Raw genomic sequence first — 15,311 nt, forward strand, 5'->3', positions numbered from 1 at the left:
AACATTTTTCGGTTTGTTTTGCGGTTAAAAATTCAGTCCGTCGTTCCATCCGGGGTTCTGGGTCAGGGCGCCGCCCGTCAGCGAGCGGTCGTCGGTCGGAATCGGGTAGTAGTAGTCGCGCGCCTCGTTCCAGATGCCGGGGTTGTTCTTGTGCGGCGAGATGTAGCCGTGGTCGCCGTCGGAGAAGAGGATGTCCTGGTCGATCACCAGCGTCAGTTTGGCCGAGGTCGAAGGCGTCTCGCCCTTGGCGGCGAAATAGACGTCGGGCGTTCCGTCGCCGTCGATGTCGTACTCGCCCTTGGCGGGGATGTAGAGGCCCAGCAGAGGTTGTTCGAAGGTCTTGCCTTCCTTCCAGCGCATGATGTCGTAATAGCGGAATCCCTCCATCGCCAGCTCGATGGTGCGTTCGCGGCGGATTTCGAGGATCACCCCCTTGTTCGCGCCCGTGACGTTGGGGTAGCCGGTCTTCGCGGCCGACAGATAGGGGTCGGGGTCGGCGTTGGCGTCGTCGAGGATCAGGTTGGACATGCCCACACGGTCGCGCAGCCGCTTGATCGAGAGGTTGATGTCCTCCTGCGTGAGGGTTCCCAGCTCGGCCTTGGCCTCGGCGAAATTGAGGTAGACCTCTGCCGAGCGGAAGATCGGCAGGTCGTTGAACGACTTGTTGTATTCATCCTGCGCGGTTCCGGTGACGAACTTCACGACGTGGTAGCCGGTGATCGAGTTCGCCAGGTCCGGCGCCAGTTTGGCCGTGGCTCCGATCCGCGTGTAACCCGGCGTGCGGATGGTCTGGGCCAGACGCGGGTCGCGGTTCGAACACTGCTGCTTGAATTCCATGGTTTCCCAGCCGGCCTTGTCCGTGAATCGCGAACCGTCGGCCATCAGGTAGCTGTCGACGATCTTGCGCGTCATGCCCGGTTTGCCGTACGAGGCGCTGATGGTGTAGAAATTGACGTTATGGAAAACGCCCAACGCCTTATTGTAGTCGCGGGCGAGGATGACCTCGACGCTCTGCGCGTTTTCCGAAGCGAACAGGTCGCGGTAGCTGGTCGCCGGTCCGGTCGCGGTGTAGAGCGAATAGCCGCTGTTGGTGATGAACTCCTCGGCTGCTGCGGCGGCCTGTTCGAGATACCATTTCCAGTCGTGTTCGTAGCCGTCGATGCCGTGGTATTTGCGGAACGTGCCTTCGAAGAGGCAGAAGCGCGACTTGAGCGCCAGTGCCGTCCATTTCGTCACGCGGTAGAGATCGCGTTCGGTCGGCAGGTAGCGGATGGCGAAGTCGATGTCCTCGATCATGCGCTGCATGACGTATTCGCGCGAGTCGCGGGGACGCTTCAGCTCGGGGTCGGCCGAACCGAGGGGCTTCGCGTACCAGGGCACGTCGCCGAAGCGCTTCACCTTTTCGAAATAGAAGTAGGCGCGGAAGAACCGGGCCACGGCGTCGTAGCGGTTGCGGATGTCGGTGTCCTTGCAGTTGCCCGAGTATTCGAGCAGGGTGTTGAACTTGCGCAGGTCGGTCCACGTCCAGCCGCTGCCCGAGGCGGGAATCGTGCGGCCGTCGCGCATTTCGGCGGCGATCTCGTTCTTCACGATGTTGTCGTAGCCCTCGTTGTAAAGGCCGTCGCCGGGGAAGATCGTGTAGAAGGTGTTGCTGAAGGCCTGCAACTCGTTTTCGTTCGAGAAGAAGGTCTCGGGCGACATCTGCGCCAGCGGGTATTTGTCGAGCCAGTCTTCGCACGACGAAAGCGTCAGGGCGCAGCCCACGGTCAGTATCGATAGAATCTTTTTCATAACACTTCTCATTTAAGCGGTTAGAAGGTGACGTCCACGCCGAACATGTAGGTCCGCTGCCAGGGGTAGAGACGCAGGTTGCCGTTCGTGGCGGCCATTTCGGGGTCGATGTAATCCGAACGGATGCCCGACCAGGTAAAGAGGTTTTCGCCCGTGAAGTAGATGCGCAGGCTTTCGATCAGCGCCTTGCGGGTCCACTGTTTGGGCAGCGTGTAGCCCACCGTGAGGTTTTTCAGACGGCAATAACCGATGTTTTGCAGATAGCGGTCGTTGACGGCCGTCAGCTCGCGGTTGGTTCCCTGCAGGGCCGTGTAGCCGCGCGGACGGGGATAGTAGGCGTTCGGATTGTCCTCCGACCAGATCTGCGTGTGGAAGTTCTTGGGGAGGTAGGTGGCGTAGGGACGTGCGTAGGGACCCCAGAAGGCCAGTGCGTTGGCGGCCGGATACCAGTCCTGGCGGCCGATTCCCTGGAAGAAGATCGAGAAGTCGATGCCGGCCCATTGCAGTGCCAGCGTGGCGCCGTAGTGGTAGCGCGGCTGGCTGTTGCCGATGATCTCGCGGTCGCCCGGATCGTCGACGGTGTTCTTGCCGAGGGTGATCTCGTTGTTGCCGTCCAGGTCGCGGAACTTCAGGTCGCCGGCGCGCAGCCCCTTTTCGGCGCCTGCCGAGGCGTTGATGATCTCGTTCACGGTCTTCTGGTCGACGGGGTAGTTGCGGGCTTCCTCGTCCGAGGCGAACAGCCCGTCGATGCGGTACCCCCAGATTTCGCCCCAGCGCATGCCCTCGTAGTATTTTTTGGCGAAGGAGCGGTCGGGGTTGTCGAACTTGGTGATGTTCGAAACGTAGTCGTTGAAGGTCAGCGTCACGCTGTACGAGAACGGACGGCGCAGCAGCTGGAACTCGTCGCGCCAGTTGAGCGAGAGTTCGTAGCCCTTGGTGCGCAGGTCGGCGCTGTTCATTTTCGGCGAGTCGGCGCCGTAGGTGGCCGGCAGGGCGATGCCTGCGGTGAGCATGTCCTTCGTGTCGCGGATGTAGAAGTCGGCGGAGAAGGCCAGGCGGTTGTTCAGGAAACTCATGTCCACGCCGAGGTTCTTGTGGATGCTCCGCTCCCACGAGAGGTCGGAAGCCACCGGGGCCGAGATGGTCGCCGTGGTGGGCTTGTCGCCGCCGAACAGGTAGCTTTGGCTCCCGATCGAGATTTTGCGGATGTAGTCGTAATAGCCGACGTTCTGGTTGCCCAGCTGGCCGTACGAGAAGCGCAGCTTGAGGTTGTTGAACTGGTCGCGGATGCCGTCGAAGAAGGCCTCTTCCGAGACGCGCCATCCCAGCGAGAACGAGGGGAAGAAGCCCCAGCGCTGCCCGCGCTTGAAGCGCGATGTGCCGTCGTAGCGGCCGCTCGCCTCAACAAGGTATTTGCCCTTGTAGTCGTAGTTCAGGCGGCCGAAGAAGCCCATCAGGGCGTATTCGTTCTGACCGCCGCCCACCTCCATGCGTTTGTCGCCGTCGGCGCCCTGGCCCACGAGGTTCAGGTCGTTGAGCGTTTCCGAAAGCAGGTTGTACCCCGTCGCCGCCACGTCCTTGAGGAATTTGGTCTCCCAGTTGAAGCCGACCATCGCCTTGAAGTTGTGGTCCTGGGCGAAGGTGCGTTCGAACGTGCCGTAGAGGTTGGCCTGGTAGTAGGTGTGGGTCATGCTCTTTTCATAGAGCTTGTCCTCCATCTTTCCGGACGTGAGCGTGCTTATTTCGCCCGGATACTGCGAGTACTCGGTGTTGACCTGACGGTTGGTGTAGCGCGTGGTGTTGAACATGTAGGTGAAGTTTCCCTTGATCTCCAGTCCCTTGACGGGGGTCCAGGTCAGCTCCGTAGTGGTCGACATGTTGTCCGTATGGTCGTCGTTGACGTGGCCGTCCTTGTTGAGGATCGTGGGCAGGCCGTCCATGATCTGGTAGTTCGAGAACGACGTGTTGTAGACGCTCGTGCCGTCGGGGTTGACGGGGACGAACGAAGCCAGCCCGTGCACGGTGCTCCACGAGAAGGCCGTGTTGACATCGCTCGGGCCGGGGTAGAAGTACTTGTAGTTGTAGTAGCTGGTGTTGTTGCTCACCTTCAGCCACTTGTTGATGTCGAAGGTGACCTTCGACCGGAATGTGATCTTTTGCAGCTTGTCGGGGTTTTGGCGGAAAAGTCCCTCCTCGCTGTAATAGCTGCCCGAGAGCAGGTAGTCCACGCGGCCGTTGCCTCCCGAGAGCGAGATGCTGTGGCTCGTGTTCGGGTGCTCGTCCTTGAACAGGTAGTGATACCAGTCGGTGTTGCCGTAGTAGACGTAGGTGTCGCGTCCGTCGCGCTGGTCGATCTTGACCCACGGGCGGTCGGGGTGTTCCGTGCGGTCGTTGCGGCGCGCCCAGAGTTCCATCATGTCCTGTTCGGTGTAGCGCGTGTAGTTGTTTCCGGCGTAGGAGCGCCAGAAGAGGTCGTTGAGGTAGACCGAGTAGTAGCCGCGGGTCTCGTAGTCGGTCGAGGTGGTGGGTTCGTTCCATCCCCAGCGGCCGCTGTACGAAACGCGGGTCTTGCCCGAGGAGTCGCCGCTCTTGGTCGTCACGAGCACCACGCCGAATGCCGCACGGGCGCCGTAGATGGCCGCCGCCGAAGCGTCCTTGACCACCGAGATCGAGGCCACGTCGTTGGGGTTGATTTTCATCAGGTCGCCTTCGGCTCCGTCGACCAGCACCAGCGGCGAGCCGCCGTTGATCGAGGTGATGCCGCGGATGTTGAGGGTGGCCGGGTTGCCCGGACGTCCCGACGAGGTCGAGACCGTGAGGCCCGGAACGGAGCCTTGCAGCATGTGGGCCACCGAGGGTGCCGAGCGGTTCTGCAACTGTTTTTCGTCCACCGTGGCGATGGCGCCCGTGAGGTTCACCTTTTTCTGGGTTCCGTAGCCCACGACCACCACGTCCTCCATCTTCACGGCGTCCTCCGTGAGGAACACCTTCACGTTGTTCTGCGTGGCGGGGACGGCGACTTTCTTGCCTATGTAGCCCAGGTAGGTGAAGCTGAGCGTTATGTCGGCGTCGGGGACCGTGAGCGTGAAGCCGCCGTTGGCTTCGGTCACCGCTCCGCGGGTGTTGTCGCCCACGAGCGTGACGGCGACGCCTGCCAGCGGCGTTTCGGACGAGTCGTTGACGACGCCTGTGACCGTGCGCTGCCGGGCCGGGGTCTTGCGGGCCGGGATCAGGGCGATCTGGCGTTCGGTGATGGTGAAGTTCAGCCCCGTCGGGGCGAGCATCTCCTTCAAGGCGTCTGAAATCGGCATTCGTTTCGCCTTGAGGCTCACGCGCCGGGAGAGGTCGGTCTGCTTGGCGTCGTAGAAGAACGTGTAGCGGGTGTTCTTCTCGATGCGGGATATGGCCTCCGAGAGCGGGATGTCCGTGAACTCCATGTCGAGCGTCGGTTCCTGCTGCGTCTGGCCGGATACAACCGTCGTACTGCCTGCGACCAGCAGCAAGAGGATTGCAAATAGTCTGAAGTGCATCATGGTTGAAGTTTTAAGTTTGTGGAAAGTTTGCGGCGGCGTTGGTCGGATGCCGCTGCGGGAAGTTCGGGTCGGGGTCGGTTTATCGCTTCATAGGCAATCGGGTTTTTAAGGGTCGGGATGCGGGATTTATTCGAGCTCGGAAATCGTGACGGTGTTGTCTTCGGCGAACGTGTAGGCGATGGGGTTGATGCGGCTCATGATGCGCAGGATCTCTTCGAGCGGTTCGTTGGTGATGGTGAACGTGTAGGCGTAGTTGCGTGCGAGGGCCGGGGTGATGTGGATTTCGGTGTCGTACCAGCGGGCCATGTAGCGGCAGATTTCGCCCAGCGGCTGCCGATCGAACGCGAGTTTCCCCGCGGCCCAGCAGGACTCCATCGCCACGTTGCCGCGTCCGATGACGACTTTGCGGGTGTCGGGATCGTAGCAGGCGATCTCCCCGGGGCGCAGCAGCCTGCGGCTTCCGCTTCCGGTGTCGAGCGACACCGAACCTTCGACCAGCGAGACCGACACGCTGCGGTCGGCTGCGGTGCGAACATTGAATTTCGTGCCGTGGACGCTGATCTTCAGCCCTTCGACCTCGACGATGAAGGGGCGTTCGGCGTCCCTGGCCACCTCGAAGAACCCTTCGCCGCGGAGTTTCACACGGCGTTCCCCGGCGGCGAAACGGGTGTCGTAGGCGAGCGCCGATCCGCCGTGGAGCCAGACCGTCGAACCGTCGGACAGCCGGGCCTGCGACTTGCCTTCGAAGGCGCAGAGCCGCTGCTCGGCCGGGACTGCGGCCGAATGGAAAAGGTCGGTGCGGGCCGCGAAAAGGGTTACGGCGACCGCTGCTGCGACGGCTATGGCCGTTTGCAGCAGGTGGTTCCGGCGACGCTTCGGGAGCTGGTCCGCATGCGGGATTTCGTAGGTCCCGATCCGTTGCTGCAACTGCCGCCACAGCCGGTCGCGGTCCGGCTCGTAAGCCGCGGCCCGCTGCTGTATTTCGCGCCATACGCGGGTCAGGTTGTTGTAGAAGCGGCGGTTTTCCGCTTCGGCGGCCCATCGGTCGAATTCGCGCTGTTCGGCCTCGCCGAGCGTGCCTTTGAGGGCGCCGACCAGAAGGTCCCAGGTATGGTTGTCCGGATTCATGGTTTGCTGTCGTTTCCATTGTGACACGAAAAATCCGGCCGACCCCTACGGGACAGCCGGATTTTTGCGGAAAATTTTTCAGCGTTCGATTTTCACGTACTCCGCATAGACGATCCGTGTGTGGGGATTGGTCGAGACGATCTCCTGCCGGAGGGCCTTCGTGCCCCAGCGGATGAAGAGGAAACGGCGCGGGATGCGGTGGACCGCCTGGCGCAGGGTGTCGACGCTGCGGATGCGGCAGGCGGCCGAGTCGCGGCCGATGCGTCCTTCGACCGAAATCCACGGGTCGCGCCAGCGGAACATCCGGACGGTGTCGCGCACGGGGAGCGTGTCGTGTATCCGGACGACGACGGTGTCGTGCAGCGGGGTGCGGATTTCGGCGTCGGTGACGGCGACGGCCTTGGCGGCGGCTTCGAGCCTGCGGAGCCGGATGCCGAGGCGCCGGATCTGCTCGGCGTCGGCCGCGCGCAGCGTTTCGAACTCCCCGCACCGCAGCCGGAGGGCCTGCACCGAGGCCGCCTCCGCGCCCAGCCGTTTGCGGTAACGGGTGACGTCGGCCGCCAGGGCCGTCTGGTTTTCGACCAGCCGCCGGTTCTCGGCGCGGTAATGGCGGCAGGTGAAAAACAGCAGTGCGGTTGCAAGAACCGCATACGTAAAGAGGTATTTTTTCACGATTTTCGGGTGTTGGTTCCCCGAAAGATAAGACGGTTGCGTCCGGTCCGGTTTCTATTTTTTCGGAAAAAGACCCTCCATCGCTTCGGCGATGCGTTCGGCGACGAAGGTCATCAGCGGCAGCCCGTCGCAGCGCGAAAGCGAGGTGACGCCCCGGTGGTCGGCGAAGAAAAGTTCGTCGAGCGAGGGCAGGTCGGCGCGTCCGAAGGCCTCTTCGCGCAGTTCCAGCCCTGCGGCCCGAACGGCCAGCATGGCCAGGCGGCGCTCGACGCTTGCGGGGCCGGGGGCTGTCAGGACGGTGCGGCCGGCGATGGCCAGCAGCGGCGCGTCGTCGGCCGAGCGGAGAATTCCCGCGCTGTCGCAGCGCACGGCGACTTCCGCCCCGCGTCGTTCGGCCAGCCTGCGTGCCAGCTGCGCTGCGGCCTCGCGCGCGGAGGTCGGAGCCTCGGAGAGCGTCAGATCGTATCCGACGGTCACGGCTTCGGGCTGAAGGCTCCGGAAGGCGTAGCCGTCGTAGAGCGACACCCCTGCCGGGAGCAGACGTTCCGTGCCGTCGGGGTCCAGTTCGATGCGCACGAAGCCCGACACGCCCGCCGGATAGCGTTCCGCGGCGGAGAGCGTCTCGATACGCTTCGCGAGCCGCTCTGCGGCGGGGGCGTAGGGGCGTCCGAACAGTTCGCGCGACGCGGCGTCGAGCACGGCGATGTGTCCGGCGACGTTGCGCGCGCGGCCCCGGGCCAGATGCACGGTCTGGTATAGGTAGAGACCGGTCAAAGCAGAAAGATTTTCAGCAGCAGTTCGCGCAGCAGTTCGCCGTCCGACGCGCCGCCCGCACCCAGTCCCTTGCTCTTGGCGTCGTATTCGCGCAGCAGCCCGAGGATGTTGAACACCTTGCGGTTGTCCCATCCGGCGGCGTTCTGCTTGATCTCGCCGATGACGAACGTGTTGTTCTTGCGCAGGATGCGCATCAGTTCCGTGTCCGGCGGAAAGGGCCGTCCTTTGTGGCGTGCGAGCCAGCGCAGGTAGTTGACCACGAACAGCTCCTTGAACTGCCCGAACAGCGCCATGACGGTCAAGAGCAACGGGTTGTCCTTGGGGTTGCGGGCGAAGTGCTCGGCGATCATCAGCGCGCGGGCCATATCCCGCGTGACGACCGCCTTGCAGAGTTCGAAGTTGTTGAAATCCTTCGAAATGCCGATGTTGGCCTCGATGTCGGCGTCGGTGATGTGCTGCGTGCCCTCGGGCAGCGAGACGGTGAGTTTCCGGATTTCGTTGGAGATCTTTGCGATGTCGGTTCCCAAATGGTCGGTCAGCATCGAAAGCGCCTTGGGGTCGATCGTGAATCCTTTCTGCCGGATGAACTGCTGTAACCACGCCGCGATCTCGTAGTCGCGCGGGCGCACCGATTCCAGCACCGTGCCGTTCGCCGCACAGCCCTTGTAGAAGGCCGAGCGTTTGTCGGCGTTCTTCTCCTTGTGGCAGATCACGAGAATGGTCGTCGGCGAGGGCTTCTGCGTGTAGAGCGCGAGCTTGTCCAGCCCCTTGAGCTGCTGCGCCTCCTTGAGGATCACCACCTGGTATTGTCCCATCATCGGCATCTGGCGGCAGAGGTTGATCACCTGCCCCGCCTCGGAGTCGCGCCCGTAGACGGTGATCTGGTTGAAGGCCCGGGCGGCCTCGTCGAGGATCGTCGCGGCCAGCTGGTCCGAGAGTGCGTCGATGAAGTAGCTCTCCTCGCCCATCAGCAGGTAGATGCCGGAAAACCGGCGGGCCGCGACCTCTGCCGCGATCCGCTCGTACTGGGCGACGGAATCCTTGAATTTCAGAGCGCTCTTTGCCATTTTAAACGATTTCTTTGGTGATGCGCAACACGTTTTCCGTGCCGGGCGTAAGGCGGTAGCGGTCGTCGATGCGGCGTCCGACGAGCCAGACGATCTCGTCGCCCGACAGCAGCACGAACTGCCGCTGCTTCTCGGCCACGGAGACCTTGGCGTCGACGAGGAAGTCCGACACCTTTTTGCGGCCCGTCATGCCGAACGGCACGAACCAGTCGCCGTCGCGCCAGCGGCGCAGCGTGAGCGGGAATTGCAGGCGGTCGGCGTCTATCTGCGCGATATTCTCGGGAACGCCGAAATTCTTGATCGTGTCGATGTCGCAGTATTCGTAGTAGAGGACCGAGTTGCCGCAGTAGCTGCGCGGTGCGCCTTTGCGCACCGTCGTCAGACACGCGTCGTCGGGGGCTATCGGCGCTATGACGATCTTTCCGCGGTCGATCGAGGCCACCCTTTCGCGGGCGTAGAACCGCCGTCCCGTGGCGTCCTGTTCGAGCGAGTGGCACAGCGCGTCGATCACGTCGCCCTTGAATCCGTAGCCCGAACTCAACAGTTCGTAGATCACGAATCCCTGCGGAAAGGCCGGATCGAGGCGGTCGAGATGGATCGTGTCGATCCCCGTGTCCGAGGTGACGGCCTCCGAGCGGATGCGTTCGATGCCGTGGTTGATGAACAGCTGGGCGTCGGTCAGGCGCGCGAGGTTGCGGCTCATCAGGCTCGTGAACTTGGGGTTGATTTCGCGGATGCGGGGGATCAGCCCCAGCCGGATCTTGTTGCGCAGGTATTTGGTCGACCGGTTCGACGAATCCTCCCGGAAGGGAATGCGGTTCTGGACGGCGTATTCGAGAATTTCCTTGCGCGACGCGAACAGCAGCGGACGGATCACCTTTCCGACCTGTGTCGAGATTCCCGTCAGCCCCCGCAGCCCGGTCCCGCGCAGCAGGTTGATGAAAAAGGTTTCGATCGAGTCGTCGGCATGGTGGGCGATGGCGATGGCCGTGTAGCCGTGCTCGCGGCTCAAGGCGTCGAACCATGCGTAGCGCAGCCGCCGGGCCGCCATCTCCATCGACTCGCCCGTGCGCTCCATTTCGGCCCTGGTCTCGAAGCGCCTGTTGTAGAACGCCGTGCCGTGCTTTTTGGCCTCGTCTTCCACCAGCACTTCGTCCTCGTCGCTCTCTGCGCCGCGCAGCTGGAAGTTGCAGTGAGCCACGCCCACCCGGTAGCCGCAGCGGGTGAACAGCGAGAGCATGACCATCGAGTCCACGCCGCCCGAGACGGTGAGCAGGATTTTGTCGTCGTGCGTGGCGAGGTCGTTCTCGTCGATGTAGCGTTGAAAAGAGTCCAAAAGATTCATAATATGTTCACTTCAGTATCTATTTCGATGCCGAATTTTTCGCGGACCTTCGCCTGCACCGTGCGGGCGAAGGCGATCACCTCGCCGCCCGTGGCGCCGCCGTGGTTCACCAGCACCAGCGCCTGCCGCTCGTGAACTCCCACGCTTCCCTCGCGGTAACCTTTCATCCCGGCCCGGTCGATCAGCCACCCGGCGGCCAGCTTTACGCGGCCTTCGGGGGCCGCATAGTGCGGCATGTCGGGATATTCGGCAAGGAGCCGTTCCGCGACGGGGGCTTCGACCACGGGATTCTTGAAGAAGCTGCCCGCGTTGCCCAGCACGGCCGGATCGGGAAGTTTCGCGCGGCGGATCGAGCAGATCGCCTCGCGGATGTTGCGCAGCGTGGCGCCTCCGCGGGCTTCGACCTCGCGCTCCACGTCGCCGTAGCCCAGTTTCGGACGCGGCGTATGCGAGAGGCGTATTTCGATGGCTGTGATGATCACGCGCCCTTTCAGGTCGTGCTTGAAGACGCTTTCGCGGTAGCCGAATCCGCAGTGCGCGGCGTCGAGCGTCAGCAGGTTGCCCGTTTCGACGCAGTACATCTCGACCCGGCGGATCGCATCCTTCGCTTCGCAGCCGTAGGCCCCGATGTTCTGCACCGGGGCGGATCCCGCCTTGCCGGGGATCAGCGAGAGGTTTTCGATGCCCCACAGACCGCGTTCGACGGCCCATTCCACCAGGTCGTCCCATTCGACGCCCGCCTCGACGCGCAGGCGAACTTCGTCGCCGTCGTCGCTCAAAAGGGCGATCTGCCGGGCCACGGGGGTCAGCAGCACGCCGTCGTAATCTTCGGTGAAAAGGATGTTGTTGCCCCCGGCGAGCACCGTCCACCGCCCGGGAATCCCCGCGGCGAAAAACGTGCGCAGATCCTCGGCCGTTTCGAATTCTACGAGGCGTGCGGCCCTCTGGTCGACGCCGAAACTGTTGCGCCCGCGCAGGCTGATTTGGTGAAATTCTCGAATCATGGTATGCAAAGTTAGAAATTATTTAGTAACTTTGAAATCGCGGTAGGCTATTGTTGCCTTTGTTGCGGGATCCGGATGCTGTTTCCCGCAGCCTGTGGTTGCGTTTACAAGCCTGCCCCCTCCCTCGGGCGGGGCTTGCGGCGCAGAGACATGTGCCGTTTCTGCTGTTGCAGTTCGGTGTGACGGATTGTTTGTCCGTGACAGCTGTTGCAACAGTTGCCGTGCAGCCGATTGCAAATTAAAAACAAAATAGACGAAACCTATGTTTACACAGGAAGATTTGAAACAGATTGCCGATCATGGCCTGACACCCGAACTGGCGGAGACCCAGCTGGAGAATTTCCGCCGCGGATTCCCTTTCCTGAATGTCGTGCGGGCCGCATCGCCGGGCGACGGCGTGCTGGTTGTCGGCGAGGCGGAGGCCGATGCAGCCGTGGAACGCTATGAAAAAGAGGCTGCCGGACTGGGTGTGGTGAAGTTCGTGCCCGCTTCGGGAGCCGCCACGCGCATGTTCAAGGAACTGTTCGAGTTCGTCAACGACGGCAAACGCGGCAAGGGCATCGACACACTGCTGGAAAATATCGGGAAGTTCGCCTTCTGGCCCGAGCTTCGCGCCGTGCTGCCCGCCGGGGCCGACGACCGTGCCATCGTGAATGCCATCGTCAACGACGGGCTGAACTACGGCCGCAAGCCCAAGGGGCTGGTCACCTTCCACGCCTATCCTGAAGGGGCGCGCAAGGCCGTCGAGGAACACCTGGTCGAAGGTGCGGCCTACGCCGCGGCGGGAGGTGTCGCGCGCATCCATTTCACCGTCTCGCCCGAGCACGTCGCGGGCTTCGAGGAGCTGCTCGCGGAGAAGGTTCCCCTTTACGAAAGACGGTTCGGCATCCGTTACGACATCTCGTTCTCGGTGCAGAAGCCTTCGACCGACACCCTTGCCGTGAATCCCGACAACACGCCTTTCCGGCAGGCCGACGGCACGCTGCTGTTCCGTCCCGCGGGCCACGGGGCGCTGATCGAGAACCTGAACGAAATCGACGCCGACATCGTCTTCATCAAGAATATCGACAACGTGACGACCGATGCCCGCCGCGGGGATACGGTCCATTATAAAAAGGTGCTTGCGGGGATTCTGCTCGACCTGCAGGAACGCGCCTTCGAGTGCCTCAAGGCGCTCGAAGTGGGCGGTGCGGAGCTGGAGCCGATCTCCGGATTTATCGAGAAGCGGCTCTGCGTGAAACTCCCCGCCGATTACGATTCGGCGCTGCTGCGCGCCGTGTTGGACCGTCCGATCCGCGTCTGCGGTATGGTCCGCAACGAGGGCGAGCCGGGCGGCGGCCCGTTCTGGGTCGGGAACCCCGACGGCACGGAGTCGCTTCAGATCGCCGAGTCGAGCCAGATCGCGCCCGACGATCTGCCGCTGATGCAGTCGGCCACGCATTTCAACCCCGTGGACCTCGTCTGCGGCGTGCGCGATTCGAAGGGCCGCAAGTTCGATTTGCGCCGGTACACCGATCCCGCGACGGGATTCATCTCGTCGAAATCCTCCGGCGGCCGCGATCTGCGTGCGCAGGAGCTTCCGGGGCTTTGGAACGGTGCGATGGCGAAGTGGAACACGGTTTTCGTCGACGTTCCCGTCACGACCTTCTCTCCGGTAAAAGTCGTGCAGGATCTGTTGAGACCCCAACACCAATAAGTTAAAGTTTTGCGGGCGCCTTTCGCCCGTCTTGTCCGGGCCGGGCGAGAGATACGAACGTATTTCCCGTCCGGCCCGGATCGTGTTGCGGCGAAGCTGGACTGTCCTTATTGCAGGTGCAGGACCAGCCTGTCGAGCCCGAAGAAACACTCCGTGAACCCGGGAGCCGGAGCGACGGCCTCTATCGTCAGCGTGTTTCCGCCCTTGCGGACCTGCCCGTCACCGAGCGCAACCTCTTTGGTGATCAGTTCCGGGGCATGGAGGTTCAGCGACGGCGTCAGTTCCCGTCCGTTCAGGCAGATGCGGAACGTACCGTAATCTTTGGCCAGCGAGCAGACGCCTTCGAGCCGGGCTTCGGTCTCCACGGCCGATTCGAACCCCAGCGTGAGTGTGGAACCCGCCGGAGCATTGTGCCAGAAGAGCTGCGTGTTCCGGCTCCACAGTCCGTTGGTGCGGTACTGGCCGTAGGCCTCGCCGCCGGTGCAGCTGCGGATTTCGAGGTCCTCGCCTTCGATGCCTGCCGTCAGCACGGGAGGGATCAGCTGACTGCGCCGCATAACGACGGGCCGGCGTACTCCGGCCGTGTCGGGAGCGATGCTGCATACGCCGCCCGGGCGCATGTACCACATCGTCGCGGGGGCGTAGTTCATGCGCGCCTCCTGCCAGTGCCACAGTTCCATGTCGAACCGCAGCGAGCGTGTGAACGGAATGGCGTCGAGCATCCGGCAGCGGCTGTTGACCGTGTATCCGACGCCGAGGTTTCCGTCGCCTGCGGGCATGGCGATGAACGGGTGGCCTGTGAAGACCTCGGGCCGGCACCAGGCATAGCCGTAGTAATCCTCCGTCCCTGTCCCGAAATGCGAAGGGAAGGCTTCGCCGTCGACATGGATTTTCTCGTCGCCCTCGCCCCACCAGCCGTTCACGGTGTTGTAGAGCGTCAGACAGTCGCCCACGTAACGGCCTTCGCCCGCAAGGGAGGTGTAGACGATGTCCTGTGGCGTCGATTTCCCGTTCGCACCCGTATTTATATCGGTGTACTGATGCCACGCGGCTCCGAAATGGAGGCTTCGGCCGTCCCATTTCCAGGGGGCATGGACGATTTCGCCGTGCAGCGCCACCTCCTGCGAGCCGAAGTTATGGAACGCGACTGTGCACTCCTTTTGGAACGGCATGACCCAATAGGCCTTCATCGCGCCCCGTTCGTCGGTCTGGGTGAAGAATGTCTCGTTGCGCATCGGTTTGTAGCCGATGCCGAAAAAGTCCCCGACGGGAATCCATACGGTCTGTTCGCCGTCGAACCGGATGCTCATGACCGTGGACCGGAGCGCCTGGGGCAGGTCCTGTGCCGCGAGTCGAAGCGCGATTTCCCGGACGGCGCGCGGCCCGCGGATGGGGAACTCGGCCGTTTTGCCGGGAGCAAGGAGGGTTTTGACCGGAACGCTCCCCTGCTTTCCGCCGTGCGCGGACTTTGGTGCGCTCAACGCTTTCCGGGTATTTTCGGCGGCTGTGCGCAGGGTCTCGTCGGGCGATCCGGCGTAAGAGACGACCTCGACCGGATCGGTGTAGGTCCGGCACTCGATGTTGTAGTAGACGTTTTCCGTTCCCTTGCGTTTTTCGGGTTCCGGCCCGGCGTAGACATTGGGACTTTCGTAGGTGATTTTGCAATGTTCCGCATAGGGGATCGGATAATAGAGATTGTGGCCCCGGCGGTCGTGGCGCATCAGCGTTGAGACCGAGGCGGCCAGCGGCTCCCCGGCGACTTCCGTGCCGCTCAGGATCTCGAATGCCGTGGCTTCGAGCACGGGTTCCGCCGCCCGGTCGATGTAGATGCGGAGCGTGCCGCGGCCACAATCCTGTCCGGCGAATGTCATCCAGAACCGGACGACGGCGCCCGGTCCGTCGGCGTCCATCAGCACGTGTTCCGTACGTCCGCCGTTAAGTTCCGTGCGTACGAACATGCTCCAGTCGTCGTTCCCGAACCACCCGGGCCGGTCGGGCGAGACGGCCTTGCGGTCGTAACTGCTGAATTGCCGCGTCTTATAGGCCGGATAGGGCAGGCGGGCCAGCGCGTCGCGGTCGGTCATTTCGCGCAGAAGCGTCGCTTCGGAAACCATCGGTGGCTTTGGCGCGGCGACGGAGAAAAACGATATGCCCGTGAAGAGGAATATCGCAGTCAGGATTCGTGTTTTTCGGTTCATGTTTTTCTGTTTTCAGATTATGCTGTGCTGTGCTGTTTGTTATCGGCAAAGATATTGTTTTTTTATTATCCGCCGAAGGAAGTCCGAATTTTTTATTTAATGG

Annotated in this window: 10 protein-coding genes; 1 reads left to right on the top strand and 9 read right to left on the bottom strand. The window is 62.6% G+C overall.

The window, feature by feature from the left end:
* Positions 1 to 24 precede the first annotated feature (24 nt).
* The 8 genes from ACGHP5_RS11155 to murB form a co-directional block, all read right to left on the bottom strand.
* Positions 25 to 1,791: a RagB/SusD family nutrient uptake outer membrane protein gene (locus ACGHP5_RS11155; RefSeq protein WP_390566800.1), complete on the bottom strand. Its 1,767-nt coding sequence runs from the start codon at positions 1,789 to 1,791 to the stop codon at positions 25 to 27.
* Positions 1,792 to 1,811: 20 nt separating this feature from the next.
* The gene (locus tag ACGHP5_RS11160) at positions 1,812 to 5,324 is read right to left on the bottom strand and encodes a TonB-dependent receptor (protein WP_390566802.1); all 3,513 of its coding nucleotides are present in this window, start codon (positions 5,322 to 5,324) and stop codon (positions 1,812 to 1,814) included.
* Between the two features lie 126 nt (positions 5,325 to 5,450).
* On the bottom strand, positions 5,451 to 6,452 hold the full coding sequence (locus ACGHP5_RS11165; protein ID WP_390566804.1) for a FecR family protein: 1,002 nt from the start codon (positions 6,450 to 6,452) through the stop codon (positions 5,451 to 5,453).
* 78 nt (positions 6,453 to 6,530) lie between these two features.
* Entirely contained in the window at positions 6,531 to 7,124 is a 594-nt protein-coding gene (locus ACGHP5_RS11170) for a DUF6549 family protein (RefSeq protein ID WP_390566806.1), read from the bottom strand.
* A 54-nt stretch (positions 7,125 to 7,178) separates the two neighbouring features.
* The gene (locus ACGHP5_RS11175; RefSeq protein WP_149887584.1) at positions 7,179 to 7,898 is read right to left on the bottom strand and encodes an aminotransferase class IV; all 720 of its coding nucleotides are present in this window, start codon (positions 7,896 to 7,898) and stop codon (positions 7,179 to 7,181) included.
* Positions 7,895 to 8,965: a DNA polymerase III subunit delta gene (holA, locus tag ACGHP5_RS11180; protein WP_390566808.1), complete on the bottom strand. Its 1,071-nt coding sequence runs from the start codon at positions 8,963 to 8,965 to the stop codon at positions 7,895 to 7,897. The genes ACGHP5_RS11175 and holA overlap by 4 nt, the downstream gene beginning before the upstream one ends.
* 1 nt (position 8,966) lies before the next feature.
* Entirely contained in the window at positions 8,967 to 10,310 is a 1,344-nt protein-coding gene (gene tilS / locus ACGHP5_RS11185) for a tRNA lysidine(34) synthetase TilS (protein WP_390566810.1), read from the bottom strand.
* Complete coding sequence (gene murB, locus ACGHP5_RS11190; protein WP_015547541.1) at positions 10,307 to 11,314, bottom strand: UDP-N-acetylmuramate dehydrogenase; 1,008 nt, start codon at positions 11,312 to 11,314, stop codon at positions 10,307 to 10,309. The genes tilS and murB overlap by 4 nt, the downstream gene beginning before the upstream one ends.
* Before the next feature lie 262 nt (positions 11,315 to 11,576).
* Here murB and ACGHP5_RS11195 point away from each other — a divergent pair, with 262 nt between their 5' ends.
* Positions 11,577 to 13,010, top strand: a complete 1,434-nt coding sequence (locus ACGHP5_RS11195; RefSeq protein ID WP_337773447.1) for a DUF4301 family protein — start codon at positions 11,577 to 11,579, stop codon at positions 13,008 to 13,010.
* Positions 13,011 to 13,117: 107 nt separating this feature from the next.
* Here ACGHP5_RS11195 and ACGHP5_RS11200 read toward each other — a convergent pair whose 3' ends face one another.
* Entirely contained in the window at positions 13,118 to 15,208 is a 2,091-nt protein-coding gene (locus ACGHP5_RS11200) for a glycoside hydrolase family 172 protein (protein WP_390566813.1), read from the bottom strand.
* Between the last annotated feature and the right edge of the window lie 103 nt (positions 15,209 to 15,311).

The organism is Alistipes sp. i18-0019-D1, assembly GCF_042852885.1.
Lineage (GTDB): Bacteria > Bacteroidota > Bacteroidia > Bacteroidales > Rikenellaceae > Alistipes.

Bases quoted from the DNA above. Each gene is read 5' to 3' on its own strand.
- ACGHP5_RS11155 (WP_390566800.1), bottom strand. From the start codon at position 1,791: ATGAAAAAGATTCTATCGATACTGACCGTGGGCTGCGCCCTGACGCTT.
- ACGHP5_RS11160 (WP_390566802.1), bottom strand. From the start codon at position 5,324: ATGATGCACTTCAGACTATTTGCAATCCTCTTGCTGCTGGTCGCAGGC.
- ACGHP5_RS11165 (WP_390566804.1), bottom strand. From the start codon at position 6,452: ATGAATCCGGACAACCATACCTGGGACCTTCTGGTCGGCGCCCTCAAA.
- holA (WP_390566808.1), bottom strand. From the start codon at position 8,965: ATGGCAAAGAGCGCTCTGAAATTCAAGGATTCCGTCGCCCAGTACGAG.
- tilS (WP_390566810.1), bottom strand. From the start codon at position 10,310: ATGAATCTTTTGGACTCTTTTCAACGCTACATCGACGAGAACGACCTC.
- murB (WP_015547541.1), bottom strand. From the start codon at position 11,314: ATGATTCGAGAATTTCACCAAATCAGCCTGCGCGGGCGCAACAGTTTC.
- ACGHP5_RS11195 (WP_337773447.1), top strand. From the start codon at position 11,577: ATGTTTACACAGGAAGATTTGAAACAGATTGCCGATCATGGCCTGACA.
- ACGHP5_RS11200 (WP_390566813.1), bottom strand. From the start codon at position 15,208: ATGAACCGAAAAACACGAATCCTGACTGCGATATTCCTCTTCACGGGC.